The following is a 23,834-nucleotide window of genomic DNA, read 5'->3' as shown; positions in this document are numbered from 1 at the left end:
ATGCGCCGTCCGCGACCACCTCGCTCACCGGCGCCGCAACAGAAAGCCCATCAGAAGGCCGACGCCGGCACCGATGCCGATGGCGGTCCATGGGTTCTGGTGCACGTAACGGTCTGTGGCCTTGGCCGCGTCACGCGCCTGCGTGGCGACGGCCTGCTGGGCATCGGCGATCCGCAGGTTCACGGTGCGCATCGACTCGCGCGTGCGGGCACGGATGCCGTCGAGGGCTTCACCGCCGTGCTGCGCGGTGGCCTTCAGCAGCGCCTCGGCGTCCGACATCGCGGTGCGGACATCGGCGATCAGCGGTTCCATCGACAGCGACGGTGCGCTTCGGTCGGTGACGATGGCATTGGACTTGTCGAGGGTCTTTTCGAGGGGATTCATGGGGAGACTCCTGGGGGGAAGGAAACGAGGTTCATACGCGCTGTCCGCGAAGCAGCCGGATGACGATGATCACCACGGCGATGACGAGCAGCAGGTGGATCAAGCCGCCCATCGTGTAGGCCGTGAAGTAGCCCAAGGCCCACAGAAGGATGAGCAGGATGGCGACGGTCTCGAGCATGGGGGCGGCTCCGGTGCGCCCGATGGAGGCATCGCGGCGGTCGATGGAGGATGCGCTGGGCCCTTCGGAATGACGGTGCGGTGGCGCACGCAGCAAAAAAACGGGGCGCATGGAGCGCCCCGTTCTGGTGTCGCGATGTCGGCGTTTCCGATCAGAGATGCTTGATGATCTCGTCGGCGAACTCGCTGCACTTCACTTCGGTCGCACCTTCCATGAGGCGGGCGAAGTCGTAGGTGACGCGCTTGCTGCCGATCGCGCCGTCCATCGCCTTGATGATGGCGTCGGCGGCTTCGGTCCAGCCCATGTAGCGCAGCATCATCTCGCCGGAGAGGATGACCGAGCCCGGGTTGACCTTGTCCTGGCCCGCGTACTTCGGCGCGGTGCCGTGCGTGGCCTCGAACACCGCGTGGCCGGTGACGTAGTTGATGTTGGCGCCCGGCGCGATGCCGATGCCGCCGACCTGCGCGGCGAGGGCGTCGGAGAGGTAGTCGCCGTTGAGGTTCAGCGTGGCGACGACGTCGTAGTCCTTCGGGCGCAGCAGGATCTGCTGCAGGAAGGCATCCGCAATCGCGTCCTTGATGACGAGGCCGGCACCCGGCTTGCCTTCCGGGATCACGTGCCACGGGCCGCCGTCCAGCGGCACCGCACCGAAGAACTCGCGGGCCACGTGGTAACCGAAGTCACGGAAGGCGCCTTCCGAGAACTTCATGATGTTGCCCTTGTGGACCAACGTGACCGACTTGCGCTTGTTCTGGATCGCGTAGCCGATGGCGCTGTGCACGAGGCGCTCGGTGCCGAGGTAGCTGACCGGCTTGATGCCGATACCGACCTGCACCGGCAGCGAACGCGCCGGCGAACCGATCGACTCGAGCTGCTTCGTCCACGCATCGTTCTTGGCCTGCGTGCCGAAACGGATCTTGTCGAAGGGCTTCGGGAATTCCTTGGCGAGGAAGTCGAGCACCTTCTGCGCGTCGGGCGAGCCCGGCTCGAACTCGATGCCGGCGTAGATGTCCTCCGTGTTCTCACGGAAGATCGTCATGTCGGTGTCCTGCGGACGCTTCACCGGCGAGGGCACGCCGTCGAACCAGCGCACCGGGCGCAGGCAGACGTAGAGGTCGAGCATCTGGCGCAGCGCGACATTGAGCGAGCGGATGCCGCCGCCCACCGGCGTGGTCAGCGGGCCCTTGATGCTCACGAGGTAGTCGCGGCAGGCGTCGACGGTGGCGTCGGGCAGCCAGTTCTGCGTCAGGTTGAAGGCCTTCTCGCCGGCCAGCACTTCCATCCAGTGGATCTTCTTCGCGCCGCCGTAGGCCTTGGCCACGGCCGCGTCGAGCACGCGCACCGAGGCGCGCCAGATGTCCGGGCCGATGCCGTCACCTTCGATGAAGGGAACGATCGGATGGTTCGGGACGTGGAGCTTCCCGCCTTGGATGGTGATCTTCTCGCCGCCGGCGGGCGGCGTGGGCGTGTGCGACATGGGGCCTCCAGTGAGCGCGTGAACCGGCATTGTCGCGGTTCCGGGGCGCCGGGGGAAAGCGCCGGGGGTTAATTCGACGTGAGCAGACGGCCTCAGGCGGCGCCGGGCAGCGCCATGCCGCTGGCCGGCCAGTGGAAGAACGCCCGCACCTCGTCGGCGCGGGCCATCGCGTCGGCTTCGCCGAGGGCGATCAGTTCGCGGGTGAAGTCGGACTCGAACAGCAGGTAGCTGGCCAGCGCGCCGCCGCCCGCGCCGGTGCCGCGCGCTTCGCCCATGCTCTGGCTGACGCCGACGGCGCGCAGCATCGTGCGGACCGGCGACGGCAGCGCGGCGATATGCCGCACCGCAATATCGTCGATGCGCTGGCTGGGCGAGATGACCAGCATCTCCAACGGCCGCAGCATGGAATGCGCGCGCAGCTCGGCGGGCAGCAGCGACAACGTGGCGTTGATGCGCTGGGCGCGCTCGATGTCCACGGCGAGGGCGTCGAGGAAGATGTTCGACAGCGCGTGGCCACCGATCTGCGCGAGCGTGGGGTAGCCGCCCGCCGCGCGCTTCTCGCCGGGCGGCTCGTGCAGGCGACCCGCGCCGATCACCAGCAGACGATCGGCGCCGAGGTGGATGGCCGCCGAAAGCGGCGCCGTCTGCCGCATCGAGCCATCACCGAACCAGTGGTCCTGGCCATCGAAGGGCAGGGCCTGCGCGGGAAACACGAAAGGGATCGCCGAGGAGGCCAACAGGTGGGTGAGCGTGATGCGGCCGGGTACGGCGACACGCTGCGAGCGCACCCACGGCTTCTGCGACTCGGCCGCGTCGTAGAAGGTGACGTGGGTGCCGGCGGTGTAGCTCGACGCAGTGACCCCGAAGGCGCGCAGCACGCCGCGCTGCACCAGCGAGGGGATGCGCTCCAGTGGCAGCAGTTCGGCCAGCAGTTCGGCCAGCGGGGTGTTGTCGAGCAGCGACTTCGGCTTTGCGCGGCGCCAGCGCGCCACCGCCCAGCCGACGGTGAACAGCGTCAGCCAGCGCGCGCCGCTGCGGACCACGCCGAAGGCGTCGGCGCGGTACACGTGGTGCGCTTGGAAGCCGTGCCAGATGCGATGCAGGCGCTCGACCGCCTTCGAGTACTCGTCGGCGTAACTCGCCAACGCGGCAGCGTTGATCGCGCCCGCGGAGGTGCCGGTCATCACCGCGAAGGGGTTGCCGGTCGGGCCGTGGGAGGCGCCGCATTCGGTGCGGATGCGCTCGATGCCGCGAAGCACGCCGGCCTGGTAGGCCGCGCGGGCGCCGCCGCCGGTGAGGACGAGTCCCGTGATGGGCGGGCGGCGGGTCGGCGTCTCGGCCATCACAGCTCCTCGGCCACACGACGGGGCGGCGTCGCCGGAGTGTGCGCTCAGCCCGCGCCCGTCGTGAAGTCGGCCGGCGTCAGCGGTGGCAGTCCGTGGCGGGCCCGTGCCCGGTCGCATTGCGGGCTGGGCTCGCCGTGTTCCCAGGCGGCCTGCAGCGCCCGGCAGGGCGAAGGGCGACGGTCGTAGATCGTGCAGGTGACGTCGCGCCCCAACTCGCCCTGCAAGGCCACGCAGCGCAGGGCCGTGCCGGCCTCGGTGCCGCGCATGGCGACCTCGAAAGGACGCACCTGCACCGTCAGCGCCTCGTCCGGACCGTGCAGCGTGTGCGGCGCCGCCTCGCTCCAGTGGAAGGCCACGCGAAACGCCGCGCAGCAGGCACCGCAGCGTTGGCAAGGGTGGATCGGGGCGGCCATGAGCGGTGGATGTCGCGAGGCGGGGTCAGCATTTTCCTACACGAGCGTCGGACGACGGCTGACTGTGGGGTCGGCCGAGGGCGCGCAGTCTGGATCCATGAACTTCCGGACCTCCGCCGCCAACCCCCTGCCCCGCCTCGACGGCGAGCGCGACACCGCGCCGCGCCTCGATGGCGAGGACGCCCTGATCTGGGCCCGCCGGGTGTGGGAGGACCGCGACACCTGGCTGCGCGCCCGCGGCGGCGTGGAGTCGGTGTTCATGGCCGCGCAGCTGTTGGGCTGCCGCGAGGAAGCGGTGCGCTGGCTGCGTTCGCGCACGCGGCTCTGAGGCCCGGCTCTGGCACAGTGGGGTCCTCACTCCCGAGGACCCTCCATGTCACCTCATCGCCCCTCGCCTTCGTCCTTCCCGCGTTCATTGCCCGCGCGTCGCGCGCTCGCCTTGGCGCTGGGCACCGGGCTCTTCGCCACCGGCTGCACCGGTGTCGTGGGCGGGGGTGGCGACAGCGCGGGCGGCGCTGATGCCGCAGGCCGCAGCCCCGCGCCCGTCACCGCGGCGCCCTTCGGCAGCTGGGCCAGCCCGATCGCCGCCGGCGACCTCGCCAAGGCCGCGGTCGGCACCAGCGACGTGCGTGTCTTCGACGGCAAGGTGTTCTGGCGCGAAAGTCGCCCGGACGAGGGCGGCCGCCAGGTGCTGCGCACCCTCGGCGCCGACGGCCAGCCCGCCACGCTGACGCCCGAAGGCTTCAGCGTCCGCACCCGCGTGCAGGAGTACGGCGGCAGCAGCTACTGGGTGATGGGCGAGCGCATCGTCTTCGCGAACTTCGCCGACCAGCGCCTCTACGTGCAGCAGGGCGAGGCCGCGCCGGTGGCGATCACGCCGGAGAAGTACCAGTACAGCGATTGCGTGGTCGATGCCGCGCGCGGCGCGCTCGTCTGCGTGCGCGAGGACCACACCGAGGCCACGAAGCAGGCCAACGGCGAGGAGCGCAACGAGATCGTGCGCGTGACCGTCCCCGATGCCGACGCGCTGGCCGCACACGATGCCGCCTCGACGGCGGCCGCCGGCACCGTGCTGTTCACCGGCACCGATTTCGTCGGTTATCCGCGGCTCTCCGCCGACGGCGCGAAGCTCGCCTTCATCGCCTGGAACCACCCGGACATGCCGTGGGACCGCACGACGCTGCACGTGGCCGCGGTGGCCGCCGACGGCTCCCTGGGCGAACCGCAGCGCGTGGCCGGCGGCGAGACCGCCGTGCTCGAGCCGCAGTGGGACGCAGACGGCACGCTGTACTTCATCGACGAGACCAGCGGCTGGTGGAACCTCTACGCCTGGGACGGCAGCGCCGCGCGCGCCGTGGCCCCGATGGAACGCGAGTTCGGCGGCGCGCTGTGGTCGCTCGGCATGCAGACCTACGTGCTCGCCGGCGATGGCAAGGCCTATGTGCGCACCAGCCTCAACGCCGTCGACGAACTCGGTGAACTCGACCTCGCCAGCGGCGCCTACCGCGCGATCGACCTGCCCTTCGTCGCTTTCGGCGATGTGTCGCTCGATGCGCAAGGCCGGATCATCACCAGCGCGGCGGCCGCCGCCGATGAAGGCGCCATCCTCGCGGTGACGCCGGCCACCGGCGCGGTCGAGCGCCTGCACCAGCCGAACGCACTCGGCATCCCGACCGACCTCGTCTCGGTGGGCGAGCGCATCGAGTTCCCCACCGCCGCTGGCCCGGACGGCGCGGCGCGCACCGCGCACGCCACCTACTACCCGCCGACCAACCCGGGCTTCCGCGGGCCGGACGGCGAGAAGCCGCCGCTGATCGTCACCATCCACGGCGGCCCCACCTCGGTGTCGAAGCCGACGTTCTCGATGTCGCGCCAGTACTGGACCAGCCGCGGCTTCGCCATCGTCGACGTCAACTACGGTGGCTCCACCAGCTACGGCCGCGACTACCGCAAGCGCCTCAACGGGCAGTGGGGCGTGGTCGACGTGCAGGACGCCGTGGCGGCCGTGGATTTCCTCGTGGCGCAGGGCAAGGTCGACGCGGACAAGGTGGCCATCCGCGGCGGCAGCGCCGGCGGCTTCACCACGCTCGCGGCACTGGCCTTCACCGACCGCTTCAAGGCGGGCGCCAACTACTTCGGCGTCAGCGACATCGCCGGGCTCGCCGCCACCAGCCACAAGTTCGAGAGCAAGTACGACGTGTCGCTGGTCGGCCCGCCGGACGAGGCGCTGTACCGCGCGCGCTCGCCGATCTTCCACCTCGACGGTTTCAGCGAACCGCTGATCACGTTCCAAGGCTCCGAGGATCGCATCGTCACGCCCGACCAGAGCCGCAAGATCGTCGAGGCGCTCGACGCCAAGGGCGTGATGCACGCCTACTTCGAGTTCGAGGGCGAGCAGCACGGCTTCCGCAAGGCCGAGAACATCATCCGCGCGCAGGAGGCCGAGCTGGCGTTCTACGGCGCGGTGTTCGGCTTCACCCCGGACGACGCGGTGCCGCCGTTCGAGATCAAGCACCCGCGGCCCCCGGCGCCCTGAGGCCCCATGGCCGGTTCGGAACGCAGCGGACTCCCGCAGGGCACGGCCGGCTGGGCCAAGGCGCTGCTCGCGCAGCAGTTGCCCGCGCTCGCGCGCACGGCGCAGGGCATCAGCGAGTGCGCGCGCGATGACGACACCTCGGGCACCGACCTCGCCGCGCTGATCCTTCGCGATGCCGGCATGACCACGCGCGTGCTGCGGCTCGCCTCCAGCCGGCTGCACAACCCGCACGGCCAGCGCATCCGCACCGTGAGCCGCGCGGTCGCCCTGCTCGGCTTCGACGTGGTGCGCGAGATCGCGCTCGGCATCGCCGTGCTCGATGTGCTCGGCGGCCGGCACGCCGGCTGCGCGCAGGCCGCGGCCGAGGCGGCGCGCGCGCTGCGCACCGCGGTGCAGGCCCGCGCGCTCGCCGAGTTGGCGGGCATCGACGCGCCGGAGGAGGTGTTCATCGCCGCGCTGCTGCAGGACATCGGCCACCTCGCCTTCTGGAGCGTCGTGCCGCAGTGGCTGCCCGAGTGGCGGCAGGATGCGGCGCAGTCGCCGCTCCAGGCCGCGCAGCGCGTACGGACCGACATCGACCTCGATCTCGACGACCTCTCGCTGGTGCTGAACGCCGAGCTTCGCCTCTCGCCCCTGCTAGTGGGCGATGCCGACACGCCGGGCCGGCTCGCCGCCGGCCTCGCGCGGCGCTGGGTGGATGCCCTCGAGCCGGGCGGACGCCGCGAGGACTTCGACCACGCGCTCGCGGAGGCCGCCAAGGCCTTCGACCTCGATGCCGCGGTGTTGCGCGATCAAGTGGCCGCCCAGGCCAAACAGGGCGACACCCTCGTCGACGAGTTGTTCGATCCCGCGGTACGCGCCCTGTTGCCGGTGCCGCGGCGCCTCGACGAGCCCGGACACGACGCGCCGGCCGCGCCGGCCCGCGCCGATGCCGCGCTCGGGCTGGACGTTCTGCGCGACCTCGCCGAGCTGCAGGCCAGTGGCCGCGCGGACCCGGGCGTCGCGTTGTCGATGGTGATGGAAGGCCTGCAGCGCGCCGCCGGCTTCGACCGCGTGCTGTTCGCCCTGCTCTCGCCGGACCGCAGCGAGCTGCGCCTTCGCTCAGCGCTGGCCGCGCAGCGCCAAGCGTTCGCCGCCCCGTTCCCGGTGGCCCTGCGCGACTGCGGCCACCTGCTCGACCTGCTGACCCGGCCGCGCGTGCAGCACCTCACCGCAACGGCCCCCGACACCGGCCGCTGGCTGCCTCGCCTCGGTGCCCGCGAAGCCCTGCTCGGGCCGCTGGTGGTCGACGGCCGCGTGCTCGGCCTGCTGCATGCCGACCGCGCCGTCAGCGGCGATGCCATCGATCACGACGCGCGCACGCTGTTCGCGCTGCTGCTCCAGCAAGCCAATCTCGCCCTCGGCCACGTGAAGTAGGCGCGCCGACGTCTCAGGCCCTGCGAATCCCATCGGGTATCGTTCGGCCCTATGCGCAACGAATGGACCATCGACCCGGAACGCGGCCTCTGGCTGTTCCGGGCCAGTCGGCTGGAAGCCCTGCTCGATCCCCTCGAGGCCCTGCTTTCGCACCTGCCGCCCGCGTCATTGCTGGCGCCGCAGACCGTGCTGGTGGGGCATCCGGGCCTGCGCCATTGGCTGCGCGATGGTCTGGCCCGAAAGCGCCGCGACGGCATCGTCGCCCACCTCGACATCGTGCTGCCCAGCCCGTGGCTGGATGGACTCGCGCGGCGGGTGCTCGGCGAGCCGCTGCTCGGCATCCGCGCCTGGCAGCGCGAGGTCTTGCGCTGGCGCCTGCTGCCGCTGTTGCCGCAGCTGGACGACCCGCGCGTGGTGGCCGCCCTGGCCGGCGACGATGACGGCCGCGAGGCCTTCGCGCTGGCTGATCGTCTCGCCGCCGCGCTGTCGCCGCTGATGGTCTACCGCGAAGGCTGGCTGCGCCGCTGGGACGAAGCCCGCGAAGCCGTCGCCGGCGATGCCCTGCTGCGGGGCGCGTGGCGCGCGCTGCGCCGCGGCCCGGCCTCCCGCCATCGCGGCGAACGCCTCGTCGCGCTGGCCCGGCGCTTGCGCGAAGGCCCGCCGCCCGCGGGGCTCGACGACGGACCGCTGCACGTGTTCGGCCTCAACCATCTGCCGCCGCTGGAGTTGGACGTGCTGAGCGCCCTGGCGCGGCACCGTCCGGTGGTCTTCCACGTGGCCGACCCCTGCCGCGAGCACTGGGTGGGCCTGCCCTCGGGCCGCGAGGCCATGCAGCGCGCGCTCAACCGCGACGACCGCGGCGAAAGTGAATTCCTCGCCCTCGACCATCCGCTCCTGGCGGCGTGGGGGCGGCTGGGCCAGCACTTCCTGCTGGAGCTCGAAAGCGCCGAGTTGGCGCTGGAAGAGCGCAGCGGGAATGACTGGGAAGAGCGCGCCGACGATCCCGCACCGCGTGCCCTGCTGCAGCGTCTGCAGCGCAGCGTGCTGTTGAACGACATGGCGGCGCTCGCGCCCCCGCCGGGGCTGCCGCGCGAGGAGGCCCGCACCGACGCCAGCCTGCGCATCCACGCCTGCGCCACGCCGCTGCGCGAGCTGGAAGTCCTGCACGACGCCCTGTGCGCCGCGTTCGCCGACATCAAGGGCTTGCAGCCCGCCGAGGTGGTAGTGGTCTCGCCGCGCATCGAGCGCTACCGCGCGCTGATTCCTGCGGTGTTCGGCGAGCCCGGCCGTCGCGACGGGCCCTGGCCCTACCACCTGGCCGACATTCCGCTCTCGGCCACGCACCCGATCTACCGCGCGCTCGACATGGCCCTGGCCCTGCCCACGCACCGGATGACGGCGCAGGGCGTGCTCGACCTGCTCGACATCGATGCCATGGCGATGCGCTTCGGCCTCGACGGCGGCCACCGCGACACGCTGCGCCATGCGCTCGAACGCGCCCGCGTCGCCTGGGGCTTGGACGGCGCCGATCGCGCGCGCTTCGGCGCGCCGGACGACGACACGCACAGCCTCGCCTGGGGCCTCGACCGCGCGATGGCCGGGCATGTGTACGGCGGGCGCGAACCCGGCGTGCGCACGCTGCCGGACGACCAGCCCGTGCTACCCGTGGACGGCGTGGACGCGGGCGTGGCCGAGGCGCTGGGCCGGGCCCACGCCCTGCTGCTGGAGTTGCGCGAGTGGGTGGCGCTGGGGCGCACCGCGCAGGGCGGCGACGACTGGGCGGCGGCGCTGCAACGGCGCTTCGAGGCGCTGCTCGGCGCGCCCGCACTCGACGCCGAAGGCCGCGAAGCGCTCGACACCGCGAAGGGCCTCGTCGTCGCCTTGCGCGAGGAATGGCGCGATGCCGGACTCGTCGCGCCGCTGCGCTGGGCCGCGGTGCGCGAGGCCCTGCTGGCGAAACTGGAAGCGGTGCCCGAACGGCAGCGCTTCCTGATCGGCGGCATCACCTTCTGCGGCATGGTGCCGCAGCGCGCCATCCCCTTCCGCGTGGTTGCGGTGCTGGGGTTGGACGAAGGCGCGCTGCCGCGCCACGTCGAGGACGGCGGGCTCGACCTGCGCCGCCTGAAGCCGCAGCGCGGCGACCGCGACCTCGCCAGCGACGACCGCTACCTCTTCCTCGAAACCGTCATGGCGGCACGCGAGCGCCTGCACCTGAGCCACGTCGGCATCGGCGCGAACGACGGTCGGCCGCGCAACCCGGCCGCACCGCTGGCCGAACTGCTCGACACTTTGGCGCGCTTCGGGGATGCATCTACCGACGACGAAGCGCACACCCTGTTCGACACGGACAGCGGACTGTGGCCCTGGCAGCGCCGCGCGCCGCTGCAGCCGGCGGCGCTGGTCGCGGCGCTCGCGAGCGAGACCCCATCGACGACGGATGACGCACCCCCCGCGGCCGCGACGCTGCCGACGTCGGCGCCCGATCTCGACACGCTCTGCCGGTTCTTCCAGCAACCCGCCCAGCAGGTGCTCCAACACGTGTATGGCGTGCGTCTCGACGCCCTCGACGACGAGCGTCTCGACGAGAACGAGCCCCTGCTGCCGCGCAGCGACCCGCGCGAGGCTTGGGCGAAACGGATGCTGCTGGACGCGCTCGCGAAGGGCACGACCACGATCGGCGAACAGCCGCCGGAAGCCTGGCGGCTCGACGGCCGCCTGCCGCCCGGCGCACTGGGCGAAGCGGCGTGGGAGAAGGAGGCCGAGAAGGCGCAGAAGGCCCTCGCCGCCTTGCGCCCCAGCGAAGGCCCCCTGCCCTGGCCGCTGCCGCCCGCGCAATCGCGTCCCGTGCGCCTCGCGCTGCAGAACGGCGAGCTGCGCGGCCAGGTGGCCGTGCACGAGGCCACGGACGGCACGCTCTGGCTCCTTGATGCCGCGCCCGGCAAGGGCCCGAACGACCTGCACTTCGGCCTGCGCGTGCCCGCCTTCCTGCGCTGGGCCGCATTGCGTGCCAGCACCGACGCCCCCGTGTGCGTCGCGCTGGTGACGGCGAAAGGCCTCGCGCCTTGGGGTGAGGCCTTGGCGGCCGGCGACGCCACCCAGCGCACTTCGCAGGTGCAGGCCCTCGTCGATTACCGCGCCGCCGTGCTGGCCGGAGAGCGTCGCTACAGCCCGGGCACCAGCTGGGCGGCAGCGAACGCCGACGCCGATGACGACGAAGCCATCGTCAAGGTCTGGGAAGGCGCCGACTTCAGCACCGGTGAGCGCGATTACGCGCCGGGCTACGCCGGCCTGCTCGGTCGCGACTGGCGCCTGCATCCCGGCAGCGAGTCCCTCGACCGATTCCGCGACGATGCCCGCGCGCTCGTGGCGTGCCTTCCCAAGGACGCCGGCGCGACCGGCGCTAAGGAGGACGCCCAATGAGCGTCGCCCTCGATTGGACCAATGCGCCCTTGCAGGGCCGACTGCAGATCGACGCCAGCGCCGGCACCGGCAAGACCTGGACCATGGCCGCGCTTTACCTGCGCCTGCTGCTCGACGACGCCGACGGCCGCCCGCGCCCCCTGCCCGAACAGATCGTGGTGAGCACCTTCACCGAGGCCGCCGCGCAGGAGCTCGGTGCGCGCCTGCGCCAGCGTGTCGAAGAAGCGCTGCGCTGGTCGCGGGCGCCGTTGGCCGCGCCCACCGGTGGCGTCAGCGCAGAAGATCCAGTGCGGGCCTGGGTGCGCCAACGCTGGGCCAGCGCGCCGAGCCAGCGCGAGGCCGACCGCACGCACCTGCTGGCGGCGCTCGCGCAGCTCGACCGCGCGCCGATCGGCACCTTGCACGGCCTCTGCCACCGCATCCTCTCGACGCATCCACTGGAGAGCCGGCAGGGCTTCCAGCCACTGGCGCTCGGCGATGGGCGAGGCGTGCTCGAGGCGATGGCCCGCGACCTGCTGCGCCGCATCGGTGCGGGCGAGCCGCCGGGGCTTGCGCGCACGCTGCCCAAGGGCTGCAGCACCCTCGACGGGCTGACGAAAGCCATTGCCGCGCTGCTGCAGCCCGGCGTGGTGGTGACGCCGGCGCCGACGCATGGGGCCCTGCGCGCTAGTGTGACGCCGTGGCTCGACGCGCAGTTGCGCGCACTGGCGATCTGGGAGGGAAACTACAAGGGCGCCAAATCAGTGCCGCACGACGAAGCTTGTGCGCTGCTCGCCTTTATCGATGGCGCGCCTGTGCTTCCGAAAGCGCCTGAGGTTCTGCGAGGTCTCGTTGAACCAGCGAAGAACGTACTGGAACCCGCACGCGCGATCCTGCTCGACCCCGACTTCCGCGCGGCCATGCGCACCTTCGCCACCGCGATCGAGCAGGCCACCAGCCCCGAGCGCGCGTTCTGGGCGTGGTGGTGGCCGGAGCTGCGCGCGATGCAGAAGGCCCGCAGCCTCGAGATCGGCGAGATGGGCTTCGACCGCCTGATCGAGCAGGTCAGCGGCGCGATGCGCGAGGACGGTTCGCCCCTGCCCGACGCGGTGTTCGCGCGCTGGCCCATCGCGCTGGTCGACGAGTTCCAGGACACCGACGGCGCGCAGTACGCCCTGCTCGACCGCCTCTACCGCGATAGCACTGGCGCGAAGCGCGGGCTGCTGGCGATGGTGGGCGACCCGAAGCAGGCCATCTACAGCTTCCGCGGCGGCGACATCGCCGCCTATCTCGCGGCCTGCCGTGATGCCGATGCCACGCTGACGCTCGACACCAACCAGCGTTCGTCCACCACCTACGTCACCGCCTGCAACACGCTGTTCGACGGCGCACGCGCGCGCCTCGGCACCGGCGCGACGCCGATCACCTACGCGCCGGTGCGCGCCGCCGGCCGCGCCGACGCCAAGCCGCTGCTCGAGAACGGCCAGCCCATCGCGGCGCCGCTGGTGTTCCACCGTCTCGATCTCGCCCTGCCCAACAGCGTGATGCGCCCGAAGGCGATCGACGCCTGCGCCGCACTCGTGGTCGATCTGCTCGCCTCCGGCCGCCATCGCTTGGGCGACCGTCCGCTACAGCCGGGCGACCTCGCCGTGCTGCTGGTGTCGAACGCCGAGGTCTCGGCCCTACGCCGCGCGCTGCAGCGCCACGGCGTGCCCTGCGCGGGGCAAGGCCGGCAGACGGTGTTCGATTCCGAGTGGGCGCGCGACCTGTTGCTCGCCCTGTATGCCGTCCGCCATCCGGGCGACGCCGGCGCCCTGCGTGCCGCCCTGCTCACGCCGCTGTTCGGCCTGACGCCGCCAGCGTTGCCCGTACTCGAAGCGAGCGGCGGGCTCGACGCCTGGCGCGAGCGCTTCATCGCGCTTCGGCAGCGCTGGTCGCGCGCCGGCGTGCTGGCCGTGGTGCAGGCGCTGATCGAACTCGCCTTGCCCGTGCTGGCGAACCGCGACGAGAAGGACGGCGAGCGCGCCCTCACCGACCTTCGCCATCTGGGCGAATTGCTGCAGCAGGAAGCGGAAGCGGGCCATTCGCCCGATGCGCTGCTGGATTGGATGCGGGCGCAGCGCGAGGACGAGGAAGCGATTGCGGGCGGCGAGCGCAGCCTGCGCCTCGAGTCCGATGCGAAGCGCGTGCGGCTAATGACCCTGCACGCCAGCAAGGGCCTCGAATTCCCGGTAGTGCTGCTGCCCACGCTGTGGGCACATGAGCATCGTCCGCCGAAAGGGCCGGCCATCGCCTCGCAGGACGCTGACGGCCGCCGCGCCGCGGTGTTCGAGGCCTCGGCGCTCCGCGACGCGAGGGAGGCGCTGCAGGACGAGCGCTTCCGCCTGCTGTACGTCGCGCTCACCCGCGCCGAGCACGCCTGCCACGTGTTCACGCTGCCGCCGGATCGACCGTCGCAGCGGCAGGGCAAGAAGAAGAACGCCCCGCCAGCGAAAGTCGACCCCGACTGCTCCGCGCTGGACGCGCTGCTGTCGCGTTGGCCCGAGGCCGAGCGCAAGGGCCCCGGCATCGCGTGGCGTCCGCATTGGCCGCTGCCGCCCGATTCACCCTACGTCGCCCGCGAGGCGGTCGGCACGGCGGCCGAATCGACACCATCCGCACCCGCCGGCTTCGCCCTGCCCGGCCGCTACAGCTTCTCCAACCTGAGCGGGCACGGTGAACGGCGCCACGTCGAAGCGAGCGCCGCGGACGACGAGCGCAGCGCCGTGCCCGAGACCGACACGCCGCACGACACCGCGCCCGCGCCGACGCCCGCCTTCGACGACGACGCCCTCGCCACCTGGCAGGCCCTCGCGACCGTGCGCGGCACCGGCTTCGGCCAAGCCGTGCACGACCTGTTCGAAGCCCGCGAGCCCGGCCGGGGCTTCGCCGCCGACCTCGCCGGCGCGCAGCGCGCGTTGGAGCAGCACGCGGTGCGCACGTCGGACGGCAGCCCGCTCAGCACGGCGGTGCCGCGCGTCGCCGCCATGCTCGACCGCTGCCTCGCGGTGCCGCTGCCCACCGGCAGCGCCGTGCCCTGCACGCTTGGCGCGCTCACGCCCATGCAGCAGGCGCTTGAGCTCGCCTTCCAGTTCCACATCGACCAGGCCTCGATGGCGGACCTGCGTCGCCTCGCCGTCGCGCACGGCGAAACCGCGCTGATTCCCGAGGGCCCGATCGAGCGGTTGCGCGGCGCGATGGTCGGCGCCATCGACCTCGTGTTCGAACACGACGGCCGCTTCCACGTGCTCGACTACAAGACCAACGCGTTGCCCACGCTCGCCGACTACACGCCCACCGCCCTCGTGGCGGCGATGGACGCGCACCACTACCGCTTCCAGGCCTTCCTCTACACGCTCGCCGTGCATCGCTACATGCGCCAGCGCCTTCGCGACCGCTACGCCTACGCCACCCACATGGGGCCGGCGATCTACCTGTTCGTGCGCGCCGCCGGCCTCGCACCCGGGCTCGGCCTGTGGTCGCAACACTTCGCGGAGCCGCTGGTCCTCGGCGCCGACCGCCTCTTCGCCGGAGCGGCGGCATGACGACGCAGCCGCATCCGCTGATGGCCCGCTCCGCCACCGGCCTGCCCGAGGCGTGGCGACCCATCGACCGCCTGCTGCACCGCTGGGTGCTCAGCCACGGCGGCTCGGAAGACCTCGCTCGCTTGGGTGGCGCATTGAGCGCTGCGACCGGCGAAGGCCACAGCGCGCTCGCCGTCGAGGATGCGCTGCGCCTGGGCGCCCCGACGCTTGATCACGACGCCCTCGACGCTCTGCTCGGTGCGTGGTTGGGCCCGGCCGAGGCCGACACGCCCTTCGTCCGCGACGGGAACGCCCGCGTCTACCTGCGTCGCTTTTGGCAGGCGGAAACCGCCATCGCTGCGGCCGTCGCCCCGGCCGTGCAGGCCACGCTGCCCGCGTTCGCCACCGCGATCGACGAGGCCACGCTGGACGTGCTGTTCGGTGGCCCTGCGACGCCCGAAACCACGCCGCAGCGCGAGGCGGTGCGGCGCTGCCTCGGCACGCGGCTGTTCGTGCTCACCGGCGGGCCCGGCACCGGCAAGACCACCACCGTGCGGCGCATGTTGATGGCGCGACAGCGCCTGCAGGACACGCCGCTCGCCGTGCGCGTGGCCGCGCCCACCGGCAAGGCGGCGCAGCGTCTGGCGGAATCCCTGCGCGAGGGCGAGGGCCTGCCGGTGGCGCCGGTGGCGCTCACCGTGCATCGCCTGCTCGACTACCAGCCGCACGCGCAGGCTTTCGGCCGCCATCGCGGCCGCCCCATCGAGGCCGATCTCGTGGTCGTCGACGAAGCCTCGATGCTCGATCTCGAAACCCTGCACGCCCTGCTCGACGCCCTGCCGCCGCACGCGGCGCTGTGGCTGGTGGGCGATGCCGACCAGCTCAGCCCCGTGGGGCCGGGCTCGGCGCTGCAGGACCTCGTGCAGGCCTTCGAGGCGCGGGACGCCTCACCGCTCGTGCGGCTGCGCCACAGCTTCCGTGCCGAAGCGGCGCTCGCGGCGGTGAACGCAGCGCTGCGCGAAGGCGACGGCGGCGCGCTCGCGGAGGCCATCGACCGCAGCGAAGGCGCGGTGCGCGTGCGCGACACCACGACGCCCGCGGCGGTTCAGGCGGCCCTGCGGGACTGGGCCGAGGCCCTGCTCGGCGATGGCGCCATGCCGGTGCTGCCGGCCGATCCCGCGCAGGCGGCCACGCTCGCCGCAGCAGCCCTACGCGGGCTGAAGGCGCGGCAGTGGCTGTGCGCCGTGCGCGACGGTGCCTTCGGCAGTGTCGAAGCCAACCAGCGCCTCGATGCCGCGCTGCGTCGCCACGCGGGCGCGAACGCGCAAGGCGAGTGGTATCCCGGCCGCCGCGTGCTGGTCACCCGCAACGACACCGACACCGGCCTCTTCAATGGCGACGTCGGCCTCTGCCTCGCCGACGCCGACGGGCGACTGCGCGTGTGGTTCGAACGCATCGACGAAGGCGGCATCGCGCCGGCGCGCGCCCTGCCGATCGGCGCCCTGCCTGCCTTCGATCTCGGCTTCGCGCTCACCGTGCACAAGAGCCAGGGCTCGGAGTACGCCGAGGTGGCCGTGCTGCTGCCGCCGGACCCCGAGCACCGCGTGCTCTCGCGCGAGCTGCTCTACACCGCCGCATCGCGCGCCAAGCGGATGCTCACCCTGCACGCCGACGACGCGGTGATCGACGCCTGCCTCGACCGCCCGGTGCGTCGTGCCGGCGGCCTCCACGTGCGGCTGGCGGAGGCCCTCGCGGCCGCGACGCCGCGCGACGCCGGCTCAGTGCCCGGCTGAGGGCGCGGCGCCGTCCTTGAACACTTCGCTGACCCGGTCCGCGAGACCGATGGCCAGCTCACGCTCGGCGTAGAACACCTCGCCGAGACTCGCGCCGGCCAACAGCTCGGCTTCGTCGGCGCTGTGCGTGCGGAGGAGGATGCGGATGCCCGGACGCAGGGCCTTCGCCGTGGTCGCGATCCCGCGCACCGCCAGCAGGTCCGACGCGGCGACCACCAGCAGGCGGGCATGGTGGAGATGCGCCTGCACCAGCACCTCGGGAAGCTGCGCATCACCCAGTACCGCAGGCTGGCCGCGTCCACGCAGTCCCTCGACGAGGTCGCGCTGCGTCTCCACCACCACGAACGGCAGGCCACGCGCCGTGAGCTGCTCGGCGAGCACGCGGCCCACGCGGCCGTAGCCCACCAGCACCGCATGGTCGCGCAAGCGCTCGGCGTCGACCGCATCGGGCAACACCGCCAAGGGGTCGGAGAGGTCCTGCGGCACGGCCTGTGCGGCGCCCTTCGCCTCGAGGCGCTTCTTCAGCGGTTCGACCGCTGCGAAGAGCAGCGGATTGATCGCGATCGACACCACCGCGCCGGCGACGACGAGGCTCATCGCCTCCTGGCCGAGCAGTCCCAGCGCCAAGCCGAGCCCAGCGAGGATGAAGCTGAACTCGCCGATCTGCGCGAGGCTGCCGCCGACCGTCAAGGCCGTGCGCCACGGGTAGCGCAGCGCGCGCACCACGGCGATCGCCGCGATCGTCTTGCCCACCACCACCACGCCCACCACCGCCAGCACGCGCAATGGCTCCTCCACCAGCACGGCGGGGTCGAACAGCATGCCCACCGAAACGAAGAACAGCACCGCGAACGCGTCGCGCAGCGGCAACGATTCCTCCGCCGCGCGATGGCTGAAGTCCGACTCGCGCATCATCATCCCGGCGAAGAACGCGCCGAGCGCGAAACTGACGTCGAACAGCGCCGCAGCACCAACGGCGATGCCGATGGCCGAGCTGACGACGGCCAGCGTGAACAGCTCGCGGTTCCCGGTCTTGGCGACGGCCCACAGCAGCTTCGGATAGATGCGCCGGCCGATCACCAGCATCACCACGAAGAACGCCGTCACCTTCAGCAGCGTGAGGCCGATGGCCGCACCCAGCGCCTTGCCGGAAACGGCCGCACCCGCACCCTCGGGCAACATCAGCGGGGCCAGCACCGGCAGCAGCACCAGCACCAGCACCATCACGAGGTCTTCGACCACCAGCCAGCCCACGGCGATCTTGCCGTCGCTGCTTTCGAGCAGGCCGCGCGCCTCCAGCGCCTTGAGCAGCACCACCGTCGAGGCCACCGAGAGCGTCATGCCAAACACCAGGCCTGCGCCCCAGGGCCAGCCCCACCAGTGGGCCAAGCCGAAGCCCATCGCCAGCGCCGCCGCCATCTGCAGCAGCGCGCCCGGCAGCGCGATGCCGCGCACCTTCACCAGGTCGTCGAGCGAGAAATGCAGGCCGACGCCGAACATCAGCAGCATCACGCCGATCTCGGCGAGCTGGCTGGCCAGCGCCATGTCGGCCACGTAGCCCGGCGTTGCCGGACCGATCAGCACGCCCGCGGCAAGGAAGCCGACGATGGCCGGCAGCCGCAAGCGGTGCGCCAGCCACCCGAGTACCAGCGCGCCGCCGAAGGCCGCGGCCAGCATGATGATGAGGGTCACGTCGTGTGGCATGGGCGCTCCTTTTTTCTCGCTCGATCAGCACCTTACCGAAGCCATCCGGAACGTGATGCGAACGGCCGGGTGCTGATGCACGATCATCCGCCCATGCCCACCACACCGCCCCTGATCCGCACCGTCGCCGCCGTCATCAGTGATGACGCCGGCCGCGTGCTGCTGGTGCGCAAGCAGGGCTCCTCCACCTTCATCCAGCCCGGTGGCAAGCGCGAAGCCGGCGAAGCGGCACTCAGCACCCTCGCCCGCGAGCTGCAGGAAGAACTCGGCGTCACGCTGGTCGAAGGCAGCGCCGCGCGCCTTGGCGAATTCGAAGCCGATGCCGTGAACGAGCCCGGACGGCGCGTGCGCGGCGAGGCCTACGCCGTGCGCATCGAGGGCATCCCCGTCGCTTCGGCCGAGATCGCCGAGCTGGCGTGGGTCGCGCCGCAGGCCCCCTTCCCCGTGCCCGTGGCACCGCTGAGTGCGGAGCACATCCTCCCGGCGTGGCGGGCGATGCGCGACTGAGGGTTTTTCCCGATTTGTGGAATTGGTGAACCCGGTCAACTGCGACGCGACGTGCACATCCGCGGCCCACGCCTCACCTAGCCTACTTCCAGCGACATCACGTCCCGATGGAGGCACCCATGTCCCTTGGCAAACCGCACGATTGGCCGCACCGCCTGCTCGACACGCTGGGCCACCCTGATCCGAAGGTGCAGCAACTCGAAGCGACGGTCGCCGCGATGCGACGCTCGTCGGCGGTCATCGAGTTCACGCCGGACGGCACCATCCTCGACGCCAACGATCTGTTCCTCGATGCCCTCGGCTATCGCCTCGACGAAATCCGCGGGCAGCACCACCGGATGTTCCTGAAGCCGGAAGAGGCGACCTCGCCGGCCTACAAGGACTTCTGGAGCGGCCTCGCATCGGGCCGCTTTTCCACCGGGCAGTACCAGCGCCGCCACAAATGCGGCACGGCGGTATGGATCCAAGCCAGCTACAACCCGGTGCTCGACGCGCAGGGTCGCACGGCCAAGGTGGTGAAGTTCGCCACCGACATCACCGCGCAGCGCCTCGCCGAGGCCGAGGCCAAGGCGAAGCTCGACGCCATCGATCGCGCGATGGCGATGATCGAATTCGACCTCGATGGCCGCATCCTCCATGCCAACGCCGCGTTCCTCGCGGCCACCGGCTACGCCCTCGCCGAGATCGTCGGCCAGCATCACCGGCTGTTCGTCGCGCCTGCCGACGTGTCCTCGTCGTCCTACGCGGCGTTCTGGGCGCGCCTGCGCGAGGGCCACGCCGACCAGGGCCAGTACCGGCGGTTCGGCAAAGGCGGCCGCGAGGTGTGGCTCGAGGCCACGTACAACACGGTGAAAGACCCGTCGGGCCGCCCCTTCAAGGTGGTGAAGTTCGCCACCGACATCACCGCCCAGAAGCGCCAGGACGTTGAGTTCGGCAACCAGATGGCGGCGGTCGACCGCGCCCAGGCCATCATCGAGTTCGACCTGGACGGCACCATCCTCAAGGCCAACGCGAATTTCCTGTCCGCCACCGGCTACCGGCTTGACGAGATCGTCGGCCAGCACCATCGGATGTTCCTGCGGCCCGCGGAGCGCGACGGCGCCGCGTACCGCGACTTCTGGCCTTCGCTCGCGCGTGGCGAAGCCAAGGTCGGACGCTTCCGCCGGGTTGGCCGCGGCGGCCGCTCGCTCTGGCTGGAGGCAAGCTACAACGTGCTGTCCGGGCCCGACGGGAAGCCCTACAAGGTGGTGAAGTTCGCCACCGACATCACCCCGGCCATCAACGACATGATGGGCGAGATCAAGGCGTTCTCGATGCTGATCCACGCAGCGTCCTCCGAGATCGCCACCGGCAACGAGGACTTGGCCAAGCGCACCGAAGCGCAGGCCGCGAACCTCGAGGAGACCGCAGCGGCCATGGAGGAACTCACCTCCACGGTGAAGGCGAACGCCGCTGCCGCCACGGAGGCCAGGCAGCGGGCCATCGCCGTGGCCAACGAAGCCAACGGCGCCGACCACGTCGTCCACGACGTGATGGGCTCGATGGCCGAGATCGAGACCTCCAGCCGCAAAATCGCCGACATCATCGGGTTGATCGACGGCATCGCCTTCCAGACCAACATCCTCGCGCTCAACGCCGCGGTGGAGGCGGCCCGCGCCGGCGAGCAGGGCCGCGGCTTCGCGGTGGTGGCCACCGAAGTGCGCGCCCTCGCCCAGCGCTCCGCGGTGGCGGCGAAGGAGATCAAGGGGCTCATCGAGAAGGCCAACACCTCGGTGCATGAAGGCGCCAACCGCGCCCGCCACGCCGGCGAGGTGATGGCGGGGATCGTGCGCCAGGTGCAGACCGTCTCCGCCCTGATGCAGGACATCGCCTCGGCCACCACCGAGCAGGCCAGCGGCATCGAGCAAGTGGGCATCACCGTCATGCAGATGGACAAGGCCACGCAGCAGAACGCCGCGCTGGTCGAGGAAGCCGCCGCCGCGGCCCGCTCGCTGGACGACCAGGTGGACGGCCTGTTGTCGATCGTCCGCAGCTACGTGGACTGAAGCCCCTGACGCGGGGCCCGGGGTGTGTCACATTGCGCCGTCCCCGCACGGCGCCCTCCGTCCCCGCGTGAGCACGTTCCGCCTTCCCCGCCAGCGCGATGCCCTCAGCGGCTTTGCCGATGACTTCGCCGCATGGTGCGAGGCCGCGGACGTGCCGCCGGCGGTGGCCACACGCTTCCAGATCGCTTTCGACGAACTGCTGACCAACGCGATCTCGCACGGGGCCGCTTCGCCCGAGCTGCTGCTGGTGCAACTGCGCGCCGACGCCGGCCGGCTGGAAGCCGAGATCGTCGATGCGGGCCCGCCTTTCGACCCGCTGGCGCAGGCCGCGCCCGACACCACGCTCGCCCTCGACGAACGCGAACCCGGCGGCCTCGGCCTGCTGCTGGTGCGTGAACTCATCGACGAAGTGCATTGGCACCACGACGGCACGCGCAACCACCTGCGCCTCGCCCACCCGCTTTCCGACGCCCCCGCCACCACCGGCTGACCACGACATGCTCGACATCGAAGACACCGACCACGCCGGCGTGCGCCTGCTGCAGCTCAGCGGCCGCCTCGACACCAACACCTCGACGGTCTTCGACCGCCACTGCAGCGAGCGCGTCGGGCTGGACGCCCGCGTCGCCGTCGACCTCGCCGGCGTCGACTACGTCAGCTCGGCCGGGCTGCGCGTGTTCCTGATGCTGGCGAAGAAGCTGCAGAAGGGCGGCGGTGCCCTCGTGCTCTGCGGCCTCGCCCCGGCCGTGCGCGAAGTGTTCGACATCGCCGGCTTCAGCCGCATCCTCACCCTCGTCGCCGACCGCGACGCCGCGCTCGCGCAGCTGCGCTGATGGCGAACGCCGAGGCCACGCGTCGCATCAGCGGGCGGGGGGTGCAGCGCCTGCCGCCCTGGGCGGCGGGCAGCCTCGGCGTCCTGCTGGTGGGCCTTGGTTTCAGCGCACTGGTGGCCCTGCTGTTCTGGCGCACGCAGGCCGCGATGATCGGCGAGATCCACGCCGGCCTGCAGCGCACCGCGCGCATCGCGGTGCAATCCATCGATGTGGGCGGGCACGGCGATTTCACCTCGCCCGCGCAGCACCGGTCACCCGAGTACCAGCAGGCCATCGCGCCGCTGCGCGCCGTGCTCGCCGCCGACCCGGAAGTGGCCTTCGCCTGGACGGTGGTGGAGCGCGAGGGCGTGCTGCATTTCGTGCTCGACGGCTCCACCCCGCGCCCGGGCGACACCACGGTGGCGCCGGACTGGGTGCAGATCATGGAGGTGTTCGAGGACCCGCCGGCCGATCTCTTCACCGCCCTGCGCGAAGGCCGCAGCGTGGTCTCGCAGCCCTACACCGACGAGTGGGGCAGTTTCATCAGCGCCTTCGAGCCGCTGAAGAATGGCGAAGGCCGCACCGTCGCCGCGCTCGGCATCGACCTGCGCCTCACCCAGTACGAAGCCCGGCTCGCCCCGGTGCAACGCGCCGCGCTGCTCGCCCTCGGCGTGGGCTGGGTGGTGGCCTTCGTCGTGGGGTTGGCCGTCTGGGCCAGCCGCCGCAACGACCGCACCGCGCGCGAACTCGCGCGCCAGCTGCGCACGGTGAACGCGCTGCTGGCCGTCTCGCGCGCGCTCTCCACCGGCGTGCGCCTCGACGAACTCCTGCCGGTGATCGTGGCGCAGACCACCGAAGTGATGGGCGTGGAGCGCAGCGGCCTGCTGCTGCACGAGCCCGCCACCGGCGCGCTGCGCTACAGCGTGGCGCAGGGCCTCGACGCCCGCAGCGTGCCCGCGTTCGCCCCCGGCGAAGGCATCGCCCAGCGCGCGCTGCGCGAGGGCCAGCTGCAGAACGTGCCGGATTGCAGGAAAGACACCGCCTTCAGCAGCCGCCCCGACGAAGGCACCGCCCTGCAAACGCGCAACCTGCTGGCCCTGCCTATCCGCCGCGGCGACGGCCAAGCCGTGGGCGTGCTGGAAGTGGTGAACAAGCTCGGCGACGAGGGCTTCGACCGCGATGATGAAGTGCTGCTCGAAGCGCTCGGCGGCCTGGTGCTGATGGCCTTCGACCGCGCACGGCTCACCGAGGTGTACGTCGAGAAACAGAAGCTCGACGAAGCCCTGAAGCTCGCGGCCTCCATCCAGATGAGCATGGTGCCGCAAGCGTTCCCGAAGCCCGGCACCACGCCAGTCGAGGTGCACGCACAGCTGCTGCCGGCCAAGGAAGTGGGCGGCGACTTCTACGACTTCTTCTGGCTCGACGCCCACCGCCTCGCGCTGGTGATGGCGGATGTGTCCGGCAAGGCCATGCCCGCCGCGCTGTTCATGGCCAAGGCAAAGACGCTGGTGAAGGCCGCCGCGCTGTTGATCGACGGCCCCGACGAGATCCTGCGCCGCGCCAACGAGGAGCTGGCCGCCGACAACGACGCCGGCATGTTCGTCACTGTGTTCCTCGGCATCCTCGACACCCGCGACGGCCGCCTGCGCTACAGCAATGCCGGCCACAACCCACCGCTGCGCGCGAGCGCCGACACCCTGAGCGCCCTCGACGGCGCCGACGGCGTGGCGCTGGGCGTGATGGAAGGCCTCGACTACCGCAGCGCCGAGCTCGCGCTGCAGCACGGCGACGTGCTGTTCCTGTTCACCGATGGCGTGAACGAAGCGATGGACCCGCGTGGGCAGCCTTGGGGTCAGGCCGCGATGGAGGCGGCGTTCGCGGACTCAGACGGAACGATGGCGGCGAGGAATGAGGCGATGGTCGCGGCGATCCGGACGCATGCCGGTGGCGCGGAGCAGAGCGACGATATCGCGGTGTTGATGGTGAGGTGGCGATGACTGATTTGGGGAACGTAGCTGGAAGGCCTCACCAAAGCCCGCCGTTATCCTGCACCGAGCTAAATCGTGCCCAAGCCTAGAGATTCGGCGAGCCCCGTACGTCTTGCTCGTGCTAAGCACTACGGGTCTGTCAAACGAACTGTGTAACCGGGATTGTCACAGCGCGGCCAGCGGCACGCGCTCTTCGCCGAACATCAACTGGAAGCTCTGCAGCGCTGGCTTCCAGTGGTGGATCATCTTCCAGCTCTTCGACGCTTCGCGGAT

General features: G+C 71.6%; 17 protein-coding genes. 11 read left to right on the top strand and 6 right to left on the bottom strand.

Annotation, left to right across the window (positions count from 1 at the left end; all coding sequences use genetic code 11):
* Positions 1–24: 24 nt before the first annotated feature.
* The 5 genes from O9255_RS08850 to O9255_RS08830 form a co-directional block, all read right to left on the bottom strand.
* Positions 25–384 (bottom strand): DUF883 family protein, encoded by a 360-nt coding sequence (locus O9255_RS08850; protein WP_297866494.1) that lies wholly within the window; start codon positions 382–384, stop codon positions 25–27.
* A gap of 31 nt (positions 385–415) precedes the next feature.
* The gene (locus O9255_RS08845; RefSeq protein WP_297866493.1) at positions 416–562 is read right to left on the bottom strand and encodes a lmo0937 family membrane protein; all 147 of its coding nucleotides are present in this window, start codon (positions 560–562) and stop codon (positions 416–418) included.
* Positions 563–713: 151 nt separating this feature from the next.
* Entirely contained in the window at positions 714–2,039 is a 1,326-nt protein-coding gene (gene icd, locus O9255_RS08840) for an isocitrate dehydrogenase (NADP(+)) (protein ID WP_297866492.1), read from the bottom strand.
* 92 nt (positions 2,040–2,131) lie between these two features.
* Positions 2,132–3,382 (bottom strand): patatin-like phospholipase family protein, encoded by a 1,251-nt coding sequence (locus O9255_RS08835; protein ID WP_297866491.1) that lies wholly within the window; start codon positions 3,380–3,382, stop codon positions 2,132–2,134.
* Between the two features lie 47 nt (positions 3,383–3,429).
* Positions 3,430–3,798, bottom strand: coding sequence for a YkgJ family cysteine cluster protein (locus tag O9255_RS08830; RefSeq protein WP_297866490.1), 369 nt, complete (start codon positions 3,796–3,798; stop codon positions 3,430–3,432).
* A 97-nt stretch (positions 3,799–3,895) separates the two neighbouring features.
* Between O9255_RS08830 and O9255_RS08825 the strand changes: the two genes are divergently transcribed.
* From O9255_RS08825 to recD, 6 genes are read left to right on the top strand one after another with little or no spacing between them, the layout of a single operon-like run.
* Positions 3,896–4,126, top strand: coding sequence for a hypothetical protein (locus O9255_RS08825; RefSeq protein ID WP_297866489.1), 231 nt, complete (start codon positions 3,896–3,898; stop codon positions 4,124–4,126).
* Positions 4,127–4,171: 45 nt separating this feature from the next.
* Positions 4,172–6,334, top strand: coding sequence for a prolyl oligopeptidase family serine peptidase (locus tag O9255_RS08820; RefSeq protein ID WP_297866488.1), 2,163 nt, complete (start codon positions 4,172–4,174; stop codon positions 6,332–6,334).
* Between the two features lie 6 nt (positions 6,335–6,340).
* The gene (locus O9255_RS08815) at positions 6,341–7,750 is read left to right on the top strand and encodes an HDOD domain-containing protein (RefSeq protein WP_297866487.1); all 1,410 of its coding nucleotides are present in this window, start codon (positions 6,341–6,343) and stop codon (positions 7,748–7,750) included.
* 51 nt (positions 7,751–7,801) lie between these two features.
* Entirely contained in the window at positions 7,802–11,170 is a 3,369-nt protein-coding gene (locus tag O9255_RS08810; RefSeq protein ID WP_297866486.1) for an exodeoxyribonuclease V subunit gamma, read from the top strand.
* Positions 11,167–14,733, top strand: coding sequence for a UvrD-helicase domain-containing protein (locus O9255_RS08805; RefSeq protein ID WP_297866485.1), 3,567 nt, complete (start codon positions 11,167–11,169; stop codon positions 14,731–14,733). Before O9255_RS08810 ends, O9255_RS08805 begins: the two co-directional genes overlap by 4 nt.
* Positions 14,730–16,505 (top strand): exodeoxyribonuclease V subunit alpha, encoded by a 1,776-nt coding sequence (gene recD, locus O9255_RS08800; protein ID WP_297866484.1) that lies wholly within the window; start codon positions 14,730–14,732, stop codon positions 16,503–16,505. Before O9255_RS08805 ends, recD begins: the two co-directional genes overlap by 4 nt.
* On the opposite strand, the gene O9255_RS08795 is transcribed toward recD, so the two are convergent.
* On the bottom strand, positions 16,491–18,209 hold the full coding sequence (locus O9255_RS08795; RefSeq protein WP_297866483.1) for a cation:proton antiporter: 1,719 nt from the start codon (positions 18,207–18,209) through the stop codon (positions 16,491–16,493). The genes recD and O9255_RS08795 overlap by 15 nt on opposite strands.
* A 93-nt stretch (positions 18,210–18,302) precedes the next feature.
* Here O9255_RS08795 and O9255_RS08790 point away from each other — a divergent pair, with 93 nt between their 5' ends.
* From O9255_RS08790 to O9255_RS08770, 5 genes are all read left to right on the top strand, one after another.
* The gene (locus tag O9255_RS08790) at positions 18,303–18,716 is read left to right on the top strand and encodes an NUDIX domain-containing protein (RefSeq protein ID WP_297866482.1); all 414 of its coding nucleotides are present in this window, start codon (positions 18,303–18,305) and stop codon (positions 18,714–18,716) included.
* A 119-nt stretch (positions 18,717–18,835) separates the two neighbouring features.
* A complete protein-coding gene (locus O9255_RS08785; protein WP_297866481.1) occupies positions 18,836–20,761 on the top strand; it encodes a methyl-accepting chemotaxis protein in 1,926 nt (641 codons plus the stop codon).
* Between the two features lie 67 nt (positions 20,762–20,828).
* A complete protein-coding gene (locus tag O9255_RS08780) occupies positions 20,829–21,251 on the top strand; it encodes an ATP-binding protein (protein ID WP_297866480.1) in 423 nt (140 codons plus the stop codon).
* Between the two features lie 7 nt (positions 21,252–21,258).
* Positions 21,259–21,594 (top strand): STAS domain-containing protein, encoded by a 336-nt coding sequence (locus O9255_RS08775; protein WP_297866479.1) that lies wholly within the window; start codon positions 21,259–21,261, stop codon positions 21,592–21,594.
* Positions 21,594–23,570 (top strand): SpoIIE family protein phosphatase, encoded by a 1,977-nt coding sequence (locus tag O9255_RS08770; RefSeq protein ID WP_297866478.1) that lies wholly within the window; start codon positions 21,594–21,596, stop codon positions 23,568–23,570. Before O9255_RS08775 ends, O9255_RS08770 begins: the two co-directional genes overlap by 1 nt.
* Positions 23,571–23,834 lie beyond the last annotated feature (264 nt).

The organism is Silanimonas sp. (assembly GCF_027530345.1).
Lineage (GTDB): Bacteria > Pseudomonadota > Gammaproteobacteria > Xanthomonadales > Xanthomonadaceae > Silanimonas.
This window is presented reverse-complemented; position numbering and strand designations above follow the sequence as displayed.